This window comes from Paraburkholderia sp. SARCC-3016 (assembly GCF_031119615.1).
Taxonomy (GTDB): domain Bacteria; phylum Pseudomonadota; class Gammaproteobacteria; order Burkholderiales; family Burkholderiaceae; genus Paraburkholderia.
On sequence record NZ_JAVHZD010000009.1, the window covers coordinates 88,052 to 103,638 of the forward strand.

Sequence of the window (15,587 nt, forward strand, 5' to 3'; positions counted from 1 at the left end):
TTCGTTGTCGTGGCCGCGGTTTTCAAGCCGCTTCTATCCGCACTTTCAAGGCTCATCACCATGAACAACCCGAAGCATATCGATCCGCGTCTCGACCCGTCACGCACGGTCCGCGCGCCGCGCGGCAGCGAGAAGACCTGCAAGAGCTGGCTGACCGAAGCCGCGTACCGGATGATCCAGAACAATCTCGATGCGGAGGTCGCCGAGCATCCGCATGCGCTCGTCGTCTATGGCGGGATCGGGCGCGCGGCGCGCAACTGGGATTGCTTCGATCAGATTCTCGCGTCGCTGAAAGACCTCGACGACGACGAGACGCTGCTGATTCAATCGGGCAAGCCGGTCGGCGTGTTTCGCACGCATCCGGACGCGCCGCGCGTGTTGCTTGCGAACTCGAATCTCGTACCGCACTGGGCAACGTGGGACCATTTCCACGAACTCGATCGCAAGGGCCTCATGATGTACGGGCAAATGACCGCGGGCAGCTGGATCTACATCGGCAGCCAGGGCATCGTGCAGGGCACGTATGAAACATTCTTCTCGGTCGCGAATCAGCATTTCGGCGGCAAGCCGCAAGGCCGCTGGATTCTGACGGGCGGCCTGGGCGGGATGGGCGGCGCGCAGCCGCTCGCCGCGACAATGGCGGGTTTCTCGATGATCGCGGTCGAATGCGACGAGACGCGCATCGACTTCCGCCTGAAGACGCGTTACGTCGACAAAAAGGCGAAGACGCTCGACGAAGCGCTGGCGATGCTCGACGAAGCGAAGGCCGGCGGCAAGCCGGTCTCGATCGGTCTGCTCGGCAATGCAGCCGATGTCTTCGCCGAACTCGTGAAACGCAACATCACGCCCGATTGCGTGACCGACCAGACGAGCGCGCACGACCCGATCAACGGTTACCTGCCGCAAGGGTGGAACGTCGCGGACTGGCGCGAACGTCAGAAGACCGACCCGCAAAGCATCGTCATGCCGGCCAAGCAGTCGATGGCCAACCAGGTGCGCGCGATGCTGACACTGCAGCAGCGCGGCGCCGCGACGCTCGATTACGGCAACAACATCCGGCAGATGGCGCTCGACATGGGTGTCGAAAATGCATTCGATTTCCCGGGCTTCGTGCCCGCCTATGTGCGTCCGCTGTTTTGCGAAGGGAAGGGGCCGTTCCGCTGGGTCGCGCTGTCGGGCGACCCCGAGGACATCTACAAGACCGATGCGAAAGTGAAGGAGCTGATTCCCGGCGATGCGCATCTGCACAACTGGCTCGATATGGCGCGCGAACGGATTGCTTTCCAGGGCCTGCCCGCCCGCATCTGCTGGGTCGGCGTAAACGACCGCTATCGCCTGGGGCAGGCGTTCAACGAAATGGTCAGGAAAGGCGAACTGAAGGCGCCGATCGTGATCGGCCGCGATCATCTCGACACCGGCTCGGTCGCAAGTCCGAATCGCGAAACCGAAGCGATGCTCGACGGTTCCGACGCCGTCAGCGACTGGCCGTTGCTCAATGCGATGCTGAACACCGCGGGCGGTGCGACCTGGGTGTCGCTGCATCACGGCGGCGGCGTGGGCATGGGCTACAGCCAGCATGCGGGCGTCGTCATCGTTGCCGATGGCACCGACGCCGCGCATGCGCGACTGGGCCGCGTGCTGTTCAACGATCCGGCAAGCGGCGTGATGCGTCATGCCGATGCCGGTTACGACCTCGCGCGCAAGACCGCGGTCGAGGCAGGCCTCAAGCTGCCGATGCTGGGCCGGTGAGCAGGATGCCGCGCATGGAGCCCATGACCACGGCGATGCAAACGTCGCTGCTTCGCGGCGCCGACCTGATTGCGGCGCCATGGAAAAATGGCGGCGGCGTCACGCGCGAGATCGCGGCGTATCCGCACCGCGCTGGCTTCGACACGTTTATCTGGCGCGTGAGCCTCGCCGACGTCGCGCAACCGGGACCGTTCTCGTCTTTCGCAGGCATAGACCGTACGCTCGTGCTGCTGTCCGGTGCGGGCATGCTGCTCGATGAAGCGCAAGGCCGTACGCATGCGCTCGAGCAACCGTACGACATCGCGCGCTTTGCCGGAGAAACGGCGATCGACGCGCGGCTTGTCGACGGCGCGACACGCGACTTCAACCTGATGATCCGGCGCGACGCCGCGACAGGCGATATCGGCGTATGGCGCGACGGCGAGTCTCATCGCATCTGCGCGGATACGCTGCTGCTGTTCTGCGGCGCAGGTTCGGTGGACGTGGCGCTTGCCGGCATCGACGGATCGGTTGCGCTGGCAACAAACGACACGTTGCGGATCGACGACGCGCGGCAGGCTTCGCATTGTGCCGTGCGCGGCAATGGCACCGTGCTTGCCATATCGATCCGTTATCGGCAGCAGGCGGCGCGAGCCTGAGCCGAGTGCGGCTGGCGCGCATACTTATCGAGCGAACCGACCATGAAGCAAACCGTCTGGCAGCACCTCAAGCTTTGCGCGCAGGGCGATCCGAACGACACGATCGCCGATGCCGCGATCGCGGTGCAGAATGGCCGCATCGAATGGCTCGGCGCCGCGCACGAACTGCCGGCCGCGTACCGCAGCTGGCCGCGCGAAGATCTGGGCGGCGCGTGGGTCACGCCGGGGCTCGTCGAGTGCCATACGCATCTCGTCTACGGCGCACAGCGTGCCGATGAATTCGCGCAGCGCCTCGCCGGCGTCAGCTACGAAGAGATCGCGCGGCGCGGCGGCGGCATCGTATCGACCGTGCGCGCGACGCGCGCCGCCGCCGACAATGCGCTGCTGCGCGCCGCCGCCGCCCGGCTCGAACCGCTGATCGCCGAAGGCGTCACCGCGATCGAAATCAAATCCGGCTACGGTCTCGACCTCGAGAACGAGCGCAAGATGCTGCGCGTCGCACGGCAACTGGGCGAGCGCTACCCGGTATCCGTCTACACGACGTTTCTTGGCGCGCACGCATTGCCGCCCGAATACGCGGGCCGCGCCGACGAATATATCCGCGAGGTGTGCGAACGGATGCTGCCCGCGCTGGCCGACGAAGGACTCGTCGATGCCGTCGACGTGTTCTGCGAGCGCATCGGTTTTTCGCTGGCGCAGAGCGAGCGCGTATTCGAGGCCGCGGCGCGCTACAACCTGCCGGTGAAGATGCACGCGGAACAGCTATCGAACAGCGGCGCCGCGGCGCTCGCTGCACGCTTTCGCGCTTTGTCCGCGGATCACCTCGAATATCTCGACGAAGCGGGCGTTGCCGCGATGAGAGAAGCCGGCACCGTTGCAGTGCTGTTGCCGGGCGCGTACTACTTCATCCGCGAAACACAATTGCCGCCGCTCGAACTGCTGCGCCGCCACGCGGTGCCGATCGCAATTTCGACGGACAGCAATCCGGGCACCTCGCCTGTCACCTCGCTGCTGCTGATGATGAACATGGCCGCCACGCTATTCCGCATGACGGTGCCCGAGATACTGCAGGCCGTGACGCGTCATGCGGCGCAGGCGCTTGGCAAGGCCGATGTGCACGGCATACTCGCGGCCGGCCGCGCGGCCGATTTTGCGGTGTGGTCGGTCGCGTCGCTTGCGGAACTGCCGTACTGGATCGGACGGCCGTTGTGTGCGCGCGTCGTGCGGGCCGGCGAGACCGTTCACGCGAGCAGGACCTGAAGAAAATTCGCACGGCCGCTCGACCCTCCAACGAGCCCACCGTCGCGCGAACGTGAGTCCCCTCGCGCGAAGCCCTGGTCGCGCGTCAGGCCGCTCATCGGCGCAATTCGCGTGCCCAGGAACAAGGCACGTCTTGCGCAGTCAATCCTGTGATGGAACGATGCGCCGCGGGCACGGCTGTTGCGTCCGTGCGTCGACGGCGGCGGGCGTCCCGCTTGCGCGCGGCATCGCGAAGCGACTAATCTTTGACGGGAATCGGCGATCACGGCCGCGCATCGATGCGCGTCGCGCCGCATTGCCTTCGGGAACGAAAGAGCGAAAGGAAAGCCCAGCAATGCAATATTCCGACGAAACCCTGCTGTCGGTCTGGCGGGGAAATCTGCTGTTGTTGACGCGCGAGGTCGGCGCGGCGACGCGTCTTGCGCGGATGATGACATTCTCCGCGTCGTACCTGAAGCTCATGCTCGCGGGCCAGCGCGATTTCAGCGAGGAGTTCGCGCGCGGCGTCGAGGCTGTGACGGGTCTGCCGGCCGGCTGGATGGACGCGCCGCATGAAGCGGACGATGTGCCCGAAGCCGCGCAGGCTGCAATCGACAACGAAGCCCCGCTTGCGCGCTTTCGCGGCACCGCGGCGCCGGTGCGCAAGAAGGCGGTGCTGCGGCCGCCCGAGCCGATCTTCGGGCAAACGCCGGCGAAGAAGCCCGAGGACGACGCGAAAGACGCCGAAACGCATCGCAAGCAGGCGTATCTGCGCAAGGTGCGCGACCTCGCGATGCAGGAGGTGCGGCGCTTCGAGCGGCACCTCACGCATCCGCCCGTCGACATCGGCGCGTTGCGCACGAAAGTCGAGGACGTGATGGGCGCGGTCGATCTCGACGATCACGTGCACGCGGATCTCGCGGGCCGGCTCGAACAGATCGAGAAGCACCGGCATATGCTGATCCGGCATGTCGAGAAGCTGCATGAACTGCTTGCGGGGCTCGGCGAGAACGACGGCCCCTGAAGACTTCCGGGCAGCGCAAGGCACTCGGGGCAGAGGTTGAACTGGCTTCGCGATTCGATGCGCATGCAACGATCCTCGGCGCGGTACGCGGCGGTGTCGGAGCAGGCCAGTCGAGCACGTCGCATCATGCTCCGCGAAGGTCGGCGCGAAATGCCCCGTAACAGTGGAAACGACGCAAGCGCTCGTCGTGCGATGTGTTTTGCGGTAAAAGAACGCATGACCGACCGTGCCCGACTGATTCCCATCATCGTTGCCTGCCCGCTGTTGCTGCAAAACCTCGATACCTCGATCATGGCAACCGCGTTGCCGTCGATCGCGCGCTCGCTCGATGTCGAGCCGCTGCATCTGAATCTGGCGATCACCTCGTATCTGCTGAGCCTCGCTGTGTTTCTGCCGGCAAGCGGCTGGCTCGCCGACCGGTTCGGCACACGCCGCATATTCTGCACGGCGATCGCGCTGTTTTCGGTGGGCTCGGCGCTGTGCGGCCTCGCCACATCGCTGCCGCAACTCGTGCTGTTTCGCGTGGTACAGGGAATGGGCGGTGCGATGATGGTGCCGGTCGGACGATTGATCTTGCTGCGCAGCGTGCCGCCTGCGCGCATCGTGGCCGCGATGGTCTGGTTCACGGTGCCGGGCGCGGTGGGGCGGCTCGCCGGCCGCTGCTCGGCGGCTTTGTCGTCACCGTGGCATCGTGGCGCTGGATCTTTCTGCTCAATGTGCCGTTCGGCGTGATCGGCGTGATATGCGCGCTCGCGTTTATCGAAGATGCGCAGGAGCCGCACGACGCGCGCTTCGATCTGCCTGGCTTTCTGCTGCTGTCGATCGGGCTCGTCGGCATGGTCGGCGGCTTCGAGACGGCTGGGCGCGGCCTCGTCGCGCAACCGGTGACGCTCGCCCTGATCGGCACCGGCGCGCTTGCGCTCATGGCGTACTGGTTCTATACGCGGCGCCATTCCGAGCCAATCATCGATCCGGGCCTGCTGCGTTATCACGCCTATCGCACCGCGGTGGTCGGCGGCATGCCGTTGCGCATCGCGCTCGGCGCGTCGCCGTTTCTGATGCCGCTGATGCTGCAGCTCGGCTTCGGACTCTCGCCGCTCGCCTCCGGTTCGATCAGTGTCGCGACGGCGGTCGGGTCGCTGTCGGTACGCGCGCTGATGGGGCCGGCGATCCGCGGCATCGGTTTTCGCCGGCTGCTGATCGGCACGACGCTCGTCACGGGCTGCTTCTATGCGAGCTACGGCCTCTTCACGCCGGCTACGCCGCACGCGCTGATTTTCGTCGTGCTCGTGTTCGGCGGCCTGTTCAATTCGCTCGCGATGGTGACGCTCAACACGCTCGGCTATTCGGACATGCCGAAGCCGCAAATGAGTCGCGCAACCGCGCTCGCGAGCATGGCGCAGCAACTGTCGATCAGTATCGGCGTGGCGTTTGCCGCGTCGTTGCTCGCGTTGACGGCGTATCTGAACGGCGGCAGCGCGGCGCGACTGGGTGCGCGCGATTTTTCGCCGGCGTTTTTCGTGATCGGCGCGTTGACGCTCTGTTCGCTGCTGTTCTTCGTCAGGCTCTCGCATGAAGAGGGGAACGAATTGCGGCAGCGTTGAATCGTCCGTGCCGGCGATCGCCGCCGGCGTTGAAAAAGGGTGGGACGCGTTCGCGACCATGCGCCGCGTCGATGTGTTAAAACGGCGGTACGACGATACGGCGTTCGGGAGGTCTCATCGTGAGGAAAATTGCCGCGCAACTGCGGGACGCGCCGCGCGAGCGCAAGGACGCCGGCACCCTTCGCGCACTGCACGCGAGGCTCGCATGACTCGCCGCATGCGAGCCGTGCGCAAACTGAGCCAGCGACGCTTGCTGCGCGCATGGCTGCTGTCGCTCGGCTGCATGTTGCTGGTCGCGCGAGGCGCACGGGCCGATGACGCGACGGCCATGCCCGGCGATACGCCGCCTTCGACGATCGAGCGCGACGTCCATCTGTTCGTGGTGCAGAAAGACGGCTCGGTCGAAGAACACGACGACACCGTGTTACGCGCGAATACGACGAGCGGCGTCGACGATATCGCGCAGCGCTACGTCTGGTTCAACAAGGACATCGAGCAGGTGCAACTGCTTGCCGCGGAAACGATCGACCGCGACGGCGTCGTGCATCCGGTCGGCCCCGACGGCATTCGCGACGTGCAGGAACCGCGCTCGGCCGGCGCGCCGACGTTTCAGGACGGCGTATTGCGCACGGTGATTTTTCCCGGTGTCGAACCTGGTTCGCGTGTGCATCTCGCGTTTCGCAAAACGCGCACGGTGCCGCTGCAAACGGGTACATTCGCGTATTTCGTCGAACCGACGCGCGGCCCGATCGAGATGCAGAAGCTGATTTTCGATCTGCCCGCCGACGTGCCGCTCCATGCGGATGCGCGCGGCTATGTTGCCGAGCCGCCCGTCACCGAAAACGGCCGCACGCGCTATACGTTCGATTACCGGCATGGCCCGTATGCGCCGGTCGAATCGGGCGCGGTCGGCTATGCGACGTGGGGCGACCGGCTGATGGTCTCGACGACGCCCGATTTCGCCGCATTCGCCGCACGCTACCGCAATGCAGCCGCCGACCCGTCGACGAACGATCCCGCCATCGTGCGGCTCGCGCAGCAACTGACCGCGCAGACCGACGACCCGCGCGAGAAGGCGCGGATTCTGTACGACTGGATGCGTTTCAATATCCGCTACGTCGCGCTTTTTCTCGGCGAGACCGCCGCGGTGCCGCACCGCGCAGTCGACGTGCTGCGCAACCGCTACGGCGATTGCAAGGACCATGTCGCGCTATTCGGCGCGCTGCTTGCCGCGGTCGGCATTCAGAGCCAACCGGTGCTGCTGAACCTCGGGCCGGTTTATACGTTGCCCGACGTGCCCGGCTATGGCGCGAGCGCGATCAATCATGTGATTACGTGGATTCCGTCGCTCGCGCTGTTCGCCGATACGACCGCGGGCGGCACCGGTTTCGGTTATAAGTCGGATCGTAGCCATGTCGTTCTGTGAGCCAAGGAGTTGGTAGAATGTTTTGTCTTCCTAAGACCGCTTGGCCTCCGACTTGCACGCGAAACGCGCGTGCAGATCGACGTCGATCGCAGCGGCGCGGGCCGTTTCGGCTATCGCGTCGAAGATATCGGCGCGCCCGCCGAAACCGAGCGCAATGTGTTTCGCCGTTCGACGCGGCAGCGCTGGCAGCAGATCGCCGCTGAACGGCTGCGGCAAACGGGCCTTACCGGCTTTGCGCGAATCCAGCCCGGCGAATTGAACGCGACCGCGGGGCCGTTCGTGACGTCGATGCAAGGCACGCTCGAGCATGTGACGTGGCCCGATGGCACGACCGCGCTGCCCGCGTTGACGAGCCTGTCGGGCGGCATCGCGACGCAGGTGCAGGCGTGGCTCGCCGAGCCGCAGCGCACGCAGCCATGGGTCTGCATCGGCGGCGACTTCGACGAGACGTCGCAAATCACGCTGCCCGACACCGTGCGCGTGACCGATTTGCCGCAAAACGCCAAGGTGCACGACCGCTTCTTCGATTTCACGTCGCACTACATATTCGATCCCGATACGCGGATCGTGCAGATCACGCGGCGCTTGAGCGCGCGCTTCGACCATCAGATGTGCAGCGCGGACGAGTTTGCCGCGGCGCGCGCAGCGCTCGTCAGAATCGAGCGCGATGCGCTGTCGCAGATCGTCGTGCGCGCCGGCAACGGAGCGCAGCCGCCGGGGTCGCGGTTAGCGCCCAACGCGGCACGATAAAAGCAATACGCGAAATGCCGAGCGAAGCGAGCGACTATGTACCGGTCTTCGTCACCACCGGCACCCACACGCCGTTTTTCACCTGATACATCGTCGATGCGGCGTTCTTCAAGGCACCGGTGCTGTCGAACGCAATCGTGCCGGTCACGCCTTCGAAACTGATGCTCTTGAGTTTTGGCCGATAGGCGGAGGGCTCGGCGGACCCGGCCGCCTGCATCGCCTTGATTGCGGCCCACGTGCCGTCGTAGCCGAACGGCGCGTACGACAGGATGTCTTCGCCGAATTTCGCCTTGAATTTCTGCGCGAAGTCCTTGCCGCCCGGCAGTTGCGCGAGCGGCCTGCCGTATTCCCATGCCATCGCGCCTTCGGCTGCATCGCCGGCAAGCTTGATGAACTCGGGGTCTTCCACGCCGCCGCCGCCGAGCAGTTGCGTGTTCATGCCGAGCTGTTTCATCTTCTTTGCGATCGCAGCCGCCTGCGTGTCGAGACCGCCGAAGAACAGCAGATCCGCGTTAGTGGATTTGATCTTGGTGAGCTGCGTGCTGAAGTCGACTGCATGATTGTCCGTGTACTCGCGCGCGACGATCGTGCCGCCCGCGGCCTTGACCGCTTTTTCGAATTCATCGGCTTCGCCCTGGCCGAAAGCGGTGCGGTCGTCGATGATCGCGATACGCTTCGCCTGGGTCGTCCTGACCGCATAGGTGCCCGCGTTGCCGGCATTCTGCGCGTCGGTCGAAATCACCATGAACGTGTTCGCGAAGCCTCGGTTCGTGATTATCGGGTTCGTCGCAGCCGGATCGATCATCGGGATACCTGCCGTTTCGTAAACCTGCGATGCGGGAATCGTCGTGCCCGAATTGAAGTGGCCGATCACCACAGCGACATTCGCATCGACGAGCTTCTGCGCGGCCTGCACGCCGACGCGTGGGTCCGCCTGGTCGTCTTCGGAAACGAGGACGAAGTTCGCCACTTTGCCGCCGATCTTGATCTTCTGCGCGTTTGCTTCGTCGATCGCAAGCCGGATGCCGTTTTGCAGATCCTTGCCGTAACCGGCGTTCTGGCCGGTCAGCGGTGCGGCCGAACCGATCTTCACGGTCAGATCGTCCGCGTACGCGGTGGGCGCCGTGATGGCGAACGCGGCTCCCAGCAACAGCGCAAACGGCTTTAGTGTTTTGCTCAAGCTCATGGGCTTCTCCTTATGTCGGCACAGACGATGGGCAGGAAGGCGCGCGTTTCGCGCTGCGCAGCTACACGCTTGCTACGGCGCGGCTTGCCGGATTGCTCGATGCAATGCTTGATCGGATGGGGCGGCGATGTCGTATCGATCTGGCGGCGGGATCTCCTCGCACGATAGGAATGCACGAAATGACGGATGACGCGAAGCAGCCCGCAATGCAGGAAAACGCGAAGCATGTCGAACGAAAGCGCAAGCAGTTCATGTCCGATTGGCGCGAATATAGAAAGCCAATTTCTGGCCGTCTTGGCAGATCACGGCATGCGCGATGCGGATTTCGGCATAGCGGCCACGCTATGAAGCGGTTTGCGAGGAACGGTGAACATTCGCGGCCGTTCGGAACGGCGCAAAACGACTAGCGCCCGATAAATGCGAAAGGGTGCCCGTGTATAGGAGAGGCGTGAGAGAAACGAGGCGAGAAGCGTGGCGCGATTAAAGCGTTGCCTGTTCGAGTCCGGCTGCAAGCGCCGCAACGATCACGTCGAGATGCTTTTTATCGGCAACGAGCGGTGGCGCGGCAACGATCATCGTTCCCATCGGTCGCACGAGTGCGCCGTGCGCGCGCGCGATATCGCACACGCGGTTGGGGTGGCCGCCCATCAGATCGAGCGGCTCACGCGTCGACTTGTCCGCCACGAGATCGAGCGCGACGAGCAGGCCTTTGCCGCGCACGTCGCCGACCGTGTCGAAACGGTCGACAAACGGGCGTAGCGCGTCGAGCAGGTAGTCACCTTGTGTCGCGGCATTGGCCGTGAGCCCGTCGCGCTCGACGATATCGAGCGTGGCGAGCGCAGCCGCGCATGCGACGGGATGACCGGAGTTCGTGTAGCCGTGCATGATTGCGCCGGTGAAATCGTTGCTGGTGTGGAACGCGCGTGCGACGCGTTCGTTGACGACGGTCGCGCCGAGCGGCGCATAGCCCGACGACAGGCTCTTCGCGAAACACATGATGTCGGGCTTCACGCCCCACATACGGCTGCCGAATAACGCACCGGTACGTCCGAAGCCGGTCACCACTTCATCGGCGATCAGCAGCACGCCGTGACGGTCGCACACTTCGCGCACGAGCGGCCAGTAGTTCGCGGGCGGCACGATCACGCCGCCCGCGCCCTGAATGGGTTCGGCGATGAACGCGGCGACCGTGTCCGGTCCCTGGAACACGATCTCGCGTTCGAGCAGCGCGGCGCAGAGCTTGCCGAGTTCATCGGGATCCTCAGTGAACGGATTGCGATACAGCCACGGCGGCTCGACGTGAAACACGCCGGGTAGCGTCGGTTCGTAATTGCGCCGGAATACAGTGAAGCCGTTGACGGCGGCCGAGCCGAAATGCGTCCCGTGATAGGCCATGCGCAGCGCGATGAACTTGCTGCGCTCGGGCTGCTTTTCGACCTTCCAGTACTGGCGAGCGAGCTTCAGCGCGGTTTCGACCGCGTCCGAGCCGCCCTGACTGAAGAACACGCGGCGCATCTCTTCCGGCTCGAGCATGTCGACGAGGCGCGTCGCGAGTTCCTCGGCGCGTGGATGCGAGATGGCACCGCCGAACAGCGTCGAGTACTCGAGCTCGTCGAGCTGCTTCGTAATTGCTTGCTTGACTTCGCGGCGGTTGTGTCCCACCGCGACATTCCAGAGGCCGGATGAACCGTCGACCAGTTCGTTTCCCTGATCGTCGTACAGATAGCAGCCGTCGCCGCGTACGATGCGTAGCGGCCGGACGGCCTGGTCCGCGGCCGGATGGGATTCCCAGTTCCAGAAATGGGTTTGAAAAGCTTGCATGCGGGCTCCTTGAAGCGCAAACGTTGAGGGCGGCGGGGCGCGACGCGTGCGGACGCGGTGCGTTGCGTTGTCGAGTGGATCGGTAGGACAAGCGTAAGGGAGCCGCGCTCACGCGAGTGTTCCAGAACCGGCAGGCGATTTGGCCGGAGCGCGCGTTCGGCGCGGCGTCGACGCGCGCTTGAATTCACGCGCTTTTCCGTTCGTATAAACGGCGTTGCCTGGAATAAGCGATCGTCTGCGCCTGTTCTTTGAGTACGGTTCGGCAGGGCGCGATCTCCCGATCCGCGCTCCATTTGCCGACCACTTTCTGAAGACATGCAAAACGACTACTGCCGCCGAATCGCGGTGACCGACGATCCCAATAGCAAGGACAACTGGCGCCACGACAGCGCGACGAAGCTGCATCTCGACTGCAAGTACGAGTCGGGCGGATCGGCCGGCTCGAGCCTCGACGTGTGGAGCCTCGGCCGGCTCGACATGCTGGACGGGCGTTTCACGCATATGTCGCTGTCGCCGCGGGCCGACCGCGACGACTCATGGCTGTATCTGAAGCTCGTCACGAACGGCGCGATGCATATCGAACAGGGCAGGCAGGCGCGGCGCATCGGGCCCGGCGAGATCGTGCTCGTCGAGTCGTCGCAGGCGTACCGGCAATCTTTCGGTCAGCAGACCGATATGATCGCGCTGCGCTTCCCGTCGCATGCGCTAAAAGAACGCGGGCTGCGGCACGCGCTGCGCGGACTGATCACGCCCGACATGTCGGCTGCCGATACGCGCGCGATCGGCGAACTCGTGATGTCGATCGCCGCGCAGCGCGGCGAGACGAGCACGGCGTTTCGCTATCGCCAGGGCGATCAGTTGCTCGAACTGATCGATTTGCTGATCGAGGACCCTGCCGCGCTGACGCGGGCGCGCAGTAGCGACGCGACATTGTTCCGGGCGAGGCGCTTCATCGCGCAGAATCTGCGCAATCCTGAGCTAACGGTGCCGCTGATCGCAGCGGCCGTCTACGTATCGGAGGCGCACCTGAGCCGGCTGTTCCGCGCTGAGGGCCAGTCGGTCATGCGCTATGTCTGGCAGAGCCGCCTCGCGCTGGCGGCGGACATGCTGAGACGCGGCGGGCGCGGCGATGGCGGCCGTGTGCAGATTGGCGATATCGCGTATCGCTGCGGGTTTTCGACGCCCGCGCACTTCAGCCGCGCGTTCAGGGAACGCTATGGCCTATCGCCGCGCGAGGCGCTTGCGGCGAATGGGTGCGAAGCCGCGATCTGGTTCGGCACGGCCTGCACCCATGAGGCTTAGAACGGCAGTTGCGGCAACGCTAACGCGTGCACCCCGAAGCCGACCGCATCGAAGCGCTCGGCGCCGCCGCTCGGCGTATTCACGATAAACGGCTCTCCGAGCACGTCGGCGCGGACCATTTCGGTCGAACCGCCGCCGTCGAGATTGATCGCATCGGTCGCACCGGCCGCGAGCATCAGCTGCGCCGATTGTTCGTTCGTCGTGCCGGTCGAGTAGCCGGGCAGGCGGCCGTCGATCACCGCGAAGTACAGGTAGCGGCCGTTATGCGACAGGCCGACGAGCGTGCGCGGATTCGGATTCAACGGGTCGCCTTCGTTCGGGCTTTGCGCGCTGACGTCCTGGCCGTTCTTCACGAGGATCGCCGAACCGGCGACCGCGTACTGGATCAGCTTCAGTTCCGCCGGCGAGATCTGCGGCGCTTCAGCGATAAATGCGCGGTTCTGCCGCGTCACCGCGAGCACCGCTTCGCTTTGCGTCGGATCGGTCGTGAGCGGACTCACCACGTTGCCGTTCGAGACGAGCAGGCCGATCACGGTTTTCGGTTCGGGAGCCGCGTTGCAGCACGGCGCGAAGAAGTTGCCATTGATCGCGATGCGCGTACGCGTACGTGCGGCGAACTGCGAAATCGTCTCGGCCGTCGTATTGAGCGGGCCGCTGTGCTGCGTCGTCTCGAGCGTGATGCCCGGCGCGAACAGGTCGACGCGCGTGATATAGGCACGGCTGATCGTCGGCGGGCCGCCGGCCGTCGCGGGATTCGACGGCACGGTCGCGGTTTCGGCATCGACGCCGAGGTAGATCGGCGAGTAGCCGCTCTGCGTGATTTCGGTGCTCGGGTTGGGGATCTGCGATGCGGTTGCCGCGGTCTGCGCTTGCGCGCCGAGCGAGGCGAGGCCAAACAGTGTTGCAGCCACAAGGGGCTTCAAAGCAGACTTCAAAGCGCTCTTCGGACGGAACGATGCAAGGGGGTGGGCACGTGCCATGTCGTAGTCTCCCGGGACTAGCGTTGAAAAAACGGTTTCGGATCAATCCGGGAGACGATAGTTACGAGCAGTGAACGCCGCGTGATATTTAGCTGACGTTTAAATTTCTTTTTTGCCTGTTAGCAACTTCTTTAGAAGAAACGCGGGGCCGCGCAAGCACGATGATGGGTGCGGAAGTAAGTCAGAAAAAAGACAGCGTGGCTCGCCTGGCGGCGCGAGGGCCGCGGCGCGAGTGCGTTCGCGGGCGCGATACGGCCCGCGAACGCCGGATCAGGCGGTCACTGCTCGCCCTGCATGCGCAACAGTTCTTCGCGCAGCCCTAAAAGCGGCTCTTTGGTTTCGTCGTCGGCCCACGTGTCGAGGTCGTCGAGTGCGTTCTGGCAGCCGTCGAGCACGATGTCGAGATCGACGGGCACGCCGTTGGCCATCGCGAACTGCAGCGTCTCGGCGAATTGCCGGCATTCTTCCTCGCCGTACGAGATGTCGAGACTGTCGGCGATGACGAACGCAATATTGCTGCGCGCCTTGTCGTCGGGCGTGACCATGTCGATGATGCCGCGCGCGACCGCGGGCGAGTAGTAGAGCGCAATGTCGAGCCATTGCGCGGCGTCGAAGCCGTCCTCTGCGAACTGTGCTTCGAAGAATTCGATCGCTTCCTGCTCGTGTGCTTCGTCTGCGTCGACGCTGACGCACAGCGCCTCGAATTGCTCTTCGCGTTCACTGCGGATATAGCCGTCCATCGATACCTCTATGCCTTGATTGAAAAACTGCGCGCGTTCGTGGTGCATGGGCGCTGCGACCGCGCTGCGTTTGCGATGTGATCGCGATCGCGCGGCACGCATTATAGGAAGTGGGTCAGGCGTGAGATCAGCGTTGAAGCGTTCTGAAGGAATAATGCAGGGATACCGTTTGTTATCTGTACCAGTTGCGACACCCGATATGAACCCGCATCCTCCGAGGAGATCGCCCCATGCCCGCAAAACCCCAGTCACGCCTGTTGCGCTTCTTTCTGTTCGCGTGCACGGCATTAGCCATGCATCACGCGCAGGCCCAGGTCCAGTCGCCGCCGCGCTGGCAGACCTTGCCGCCGACGCCCGCGCCGGTCGTGGGCGAGCAGACGGGCAGGGCGGACGTAAACGGCATCCATCTCTACTACGCGACGATCGGGCGCGGTTCACCGGTCATCCTGCTGCACGGCGGGCTGGCGAATTCGGATTATCTCGGCAACCAGGTTCGGGCGCTGATGAAGCGCCACAAGGTGGTGGTCGTCGATAGCCGCGGTCATGGACGCAGCTCGCGCGATACGCGTCCGTTCGGCTACGACCTGATGGCCGACGACGTCGTGGCGCTGATGGACAAGCTGCATCTGCAAAAGGCCGATGTGGTCGGCTGGAGCGACGGCGCGATCATCGGGCTCGACCTGGCAATCCGGCATCCCGAGCGCGTCGGCAAGGTGGTCGCGTTCGCCGCGAATACGAAAACCGACGGCGTGATCGAAGGCGTCGAAAAGAATCCGACCTTTGCCGCCTTTATCAAACGCGCCGGCGAGGAATACCGGCGGCTGTCGCCGACACCGAAGGAGTACGACGCGTTCGTCGAACAGATCAGCCATATGTGGGCATCGCAGCCGAACTGGACCGACGATCAGCTGAAGTCGATCAGATCGCCGGTGCTCGTGCTCGATGGCGACCACGACGAAGCAATCAAGCGCGCGCACACCGAATATATCGCCGCGACGATACCGGGCGCAGCTCTCGCGATCTTGCCCGATACGAGCCACTTCGCGTTCCTGCAGGACCCCGCGGCGTTCAACTTCGCGGTTCTGCATTTCCTCGGCGACGAGTAGCGAGGCAGGCGCAGCCGTGCTC

Annotated in this window: 10 protein-coding genes and 2 pseudogenes; 8 read left to right on the forward strand and 4 right to left on the reverse strand. The window is 64.4% G+C overall.

All coding sequences use genetic code 11. From position 1 onward, the window contains the following. Window positions 1-60 precede the first annotated feature (60 nt). The 6 genes and pseudogenes from hutU to QYH69_RS11285 all read left to right on the forward strand — a co-directional run bounded on the left by hutU (window position 61) and on the right by QYH69_RS11285 (window position 8,430). Window positions 61-1,749, forward strand: coding sequence for a urocanate hydratase (gene hutU / locus QYH69_RS11260; RefSeq protein WP_308831939.1), 1,689 nt, complete (start codon window positions 61-63; stop codon window positions 1,747-1,749). Window positions 1,750-1,763: 14 nt separating this feature from the next. Beyond that, window positions 1,764-2,387, forward strand: a complete 624-nt coding sequence (locus tag QYH69_RS11265) for a HutD family protein (protein ID WP_308831940.1) — start codon at window positions 1,764-1,766, stop codon at window positions 2,385-2,387. A 42-nt stretch (window positions 2,388-2,429) separates the two neighbouring features. Beyond that, complete coding sequence (gene hutI / locus QYH69_RS11270) at window positions 2,430-3,647, forward strand: imidazolonepropionase (RefSeq protein WP_308831941.1); 1,218 nt, start codon at window positions 2,430-2,432, stop codon at window positions 3,645-3,647. 334 nt (window positions 3,648-3,981) lie between these two features. After that, window positions 3,982-4,650, forward strand: coding sequence for a hypothetical protein (locus QYH69_RS11275; protein ID WP_308831942.1), 669 nt, complete (start codon window positions 3,982-3,984; stop codon window positions 4,648-4,650). 291 nt (window positions 4,651-4,941) lie between these two features. Further along, a pseudogene (locus QYH69_RS11280) lies at window positions 4,942-6,254 on the forward strand (MFS transporter). Between the two features lie 283 nt (window positions 6,255-6,537). After that, a pseudogene (locus tag QYH69_RS11285) lies at window positions 6,538-8,430 on the forward strand (DUF3857 domain-containing transglutaminase family protein). Window positions 8,431-8,464: 34 nt separating this feature from the next. Here the strand turns inward: QYH69_RS11285 and QYH69_RS11290 are convergent. Both QYH69_RS11290 and QYH69_RS11295 read right to left on the reverse strand, forming a co-directional pair. Next, the gene (locus QYH69_RS11290; protein ID WP_308831943.1) at window positions 8,465-9,616 is read right to left on the reverse strand and encodes a branched-chain amino acid ABC transporter substrate-binding protein; all 1,152 of its coding nucleotides are present in this window, start codon (window positions 9,614-9,616) and stop codon (window positions 8,465-8,467) included. A gap of 480 nt (window positions 9,617-10,096) precedes the next feature. Then, window positions 10,097-11,437 (reverse strand): aminotransferase class III-fold pyridoxal phosphate-dependent enzyme, encoded by a 1,341-nt coding sequence (locus QYH69_RS11295; protein WP_308831944.1) that lies wholly within the window; start codon window positions 11,435-11,437, stop codon window positions 10,097-10,099. A 315-nt stretch (window positions 11,438-11,752) separates the two neighbouring features. Here QYH69_RS11295 and QYH69_RS11300 point away from each other — a divergent pair, with 315 nt between their 5' ends. Next, window positions 11,753-12,739 carry a helix-turn-helix domain-containing protein gene (locus tag QYH69_RS11300; protein ID WP_308831945.1) on the forward strand — a complete coding sequence of 329 codons (987 nt, stop codon included), beginning with the start codon at window positions 11,753-11,755 and terminating at the stop codon, window positions 12,737-12,739. Here the strand turns inward: QYH69_RS11300 and QYH69_RS11305 are convergent. After that, window positions 12,736-13,650, reverse strand: coding sequence for a phosphodiester glycosidase family protein (locus tag QYH69_RS11305; protein ID WP_308831946.1), 915 nt, complete (start codon window positions 13,648-13,650; stop codon window positions 12,736-12,738). The genes QYH69_RS11300 and QYH69_RS11305 overlap by 4 nt on opposite strands. Window positions 13,651-13,997: 347 nt before the next feature. Further along, window positions 13,998-14,459, reverse strand: a complete 462-nt coding sequence (locus QYH69_RS11310; RefSeq protein WP_075157486.1) for a hypothetical protein — start codon at window positions 14,457-14,459, stop codon at window positions 13,998-14,000. 230 nt (window positions 14,460-14,689) lie between these two features. On the opposite strand from QYH69_RS11310, the gene QYH69_RS11315 reads away from it, so the two are divergent. Further along, window positions 14,690-15,565: an alpha/beta hydrolase gene (locus tag QYH69_RS11315; protein WP_308831947.1), complete on the forward strand. Its 876-nt coding sequence runs from the start codon at window positions 14,690-14,692 to the stop codon at window positions 15,563-15,565. Window positions 15,566-15,587: the final 22 nt, after the last annotated feature.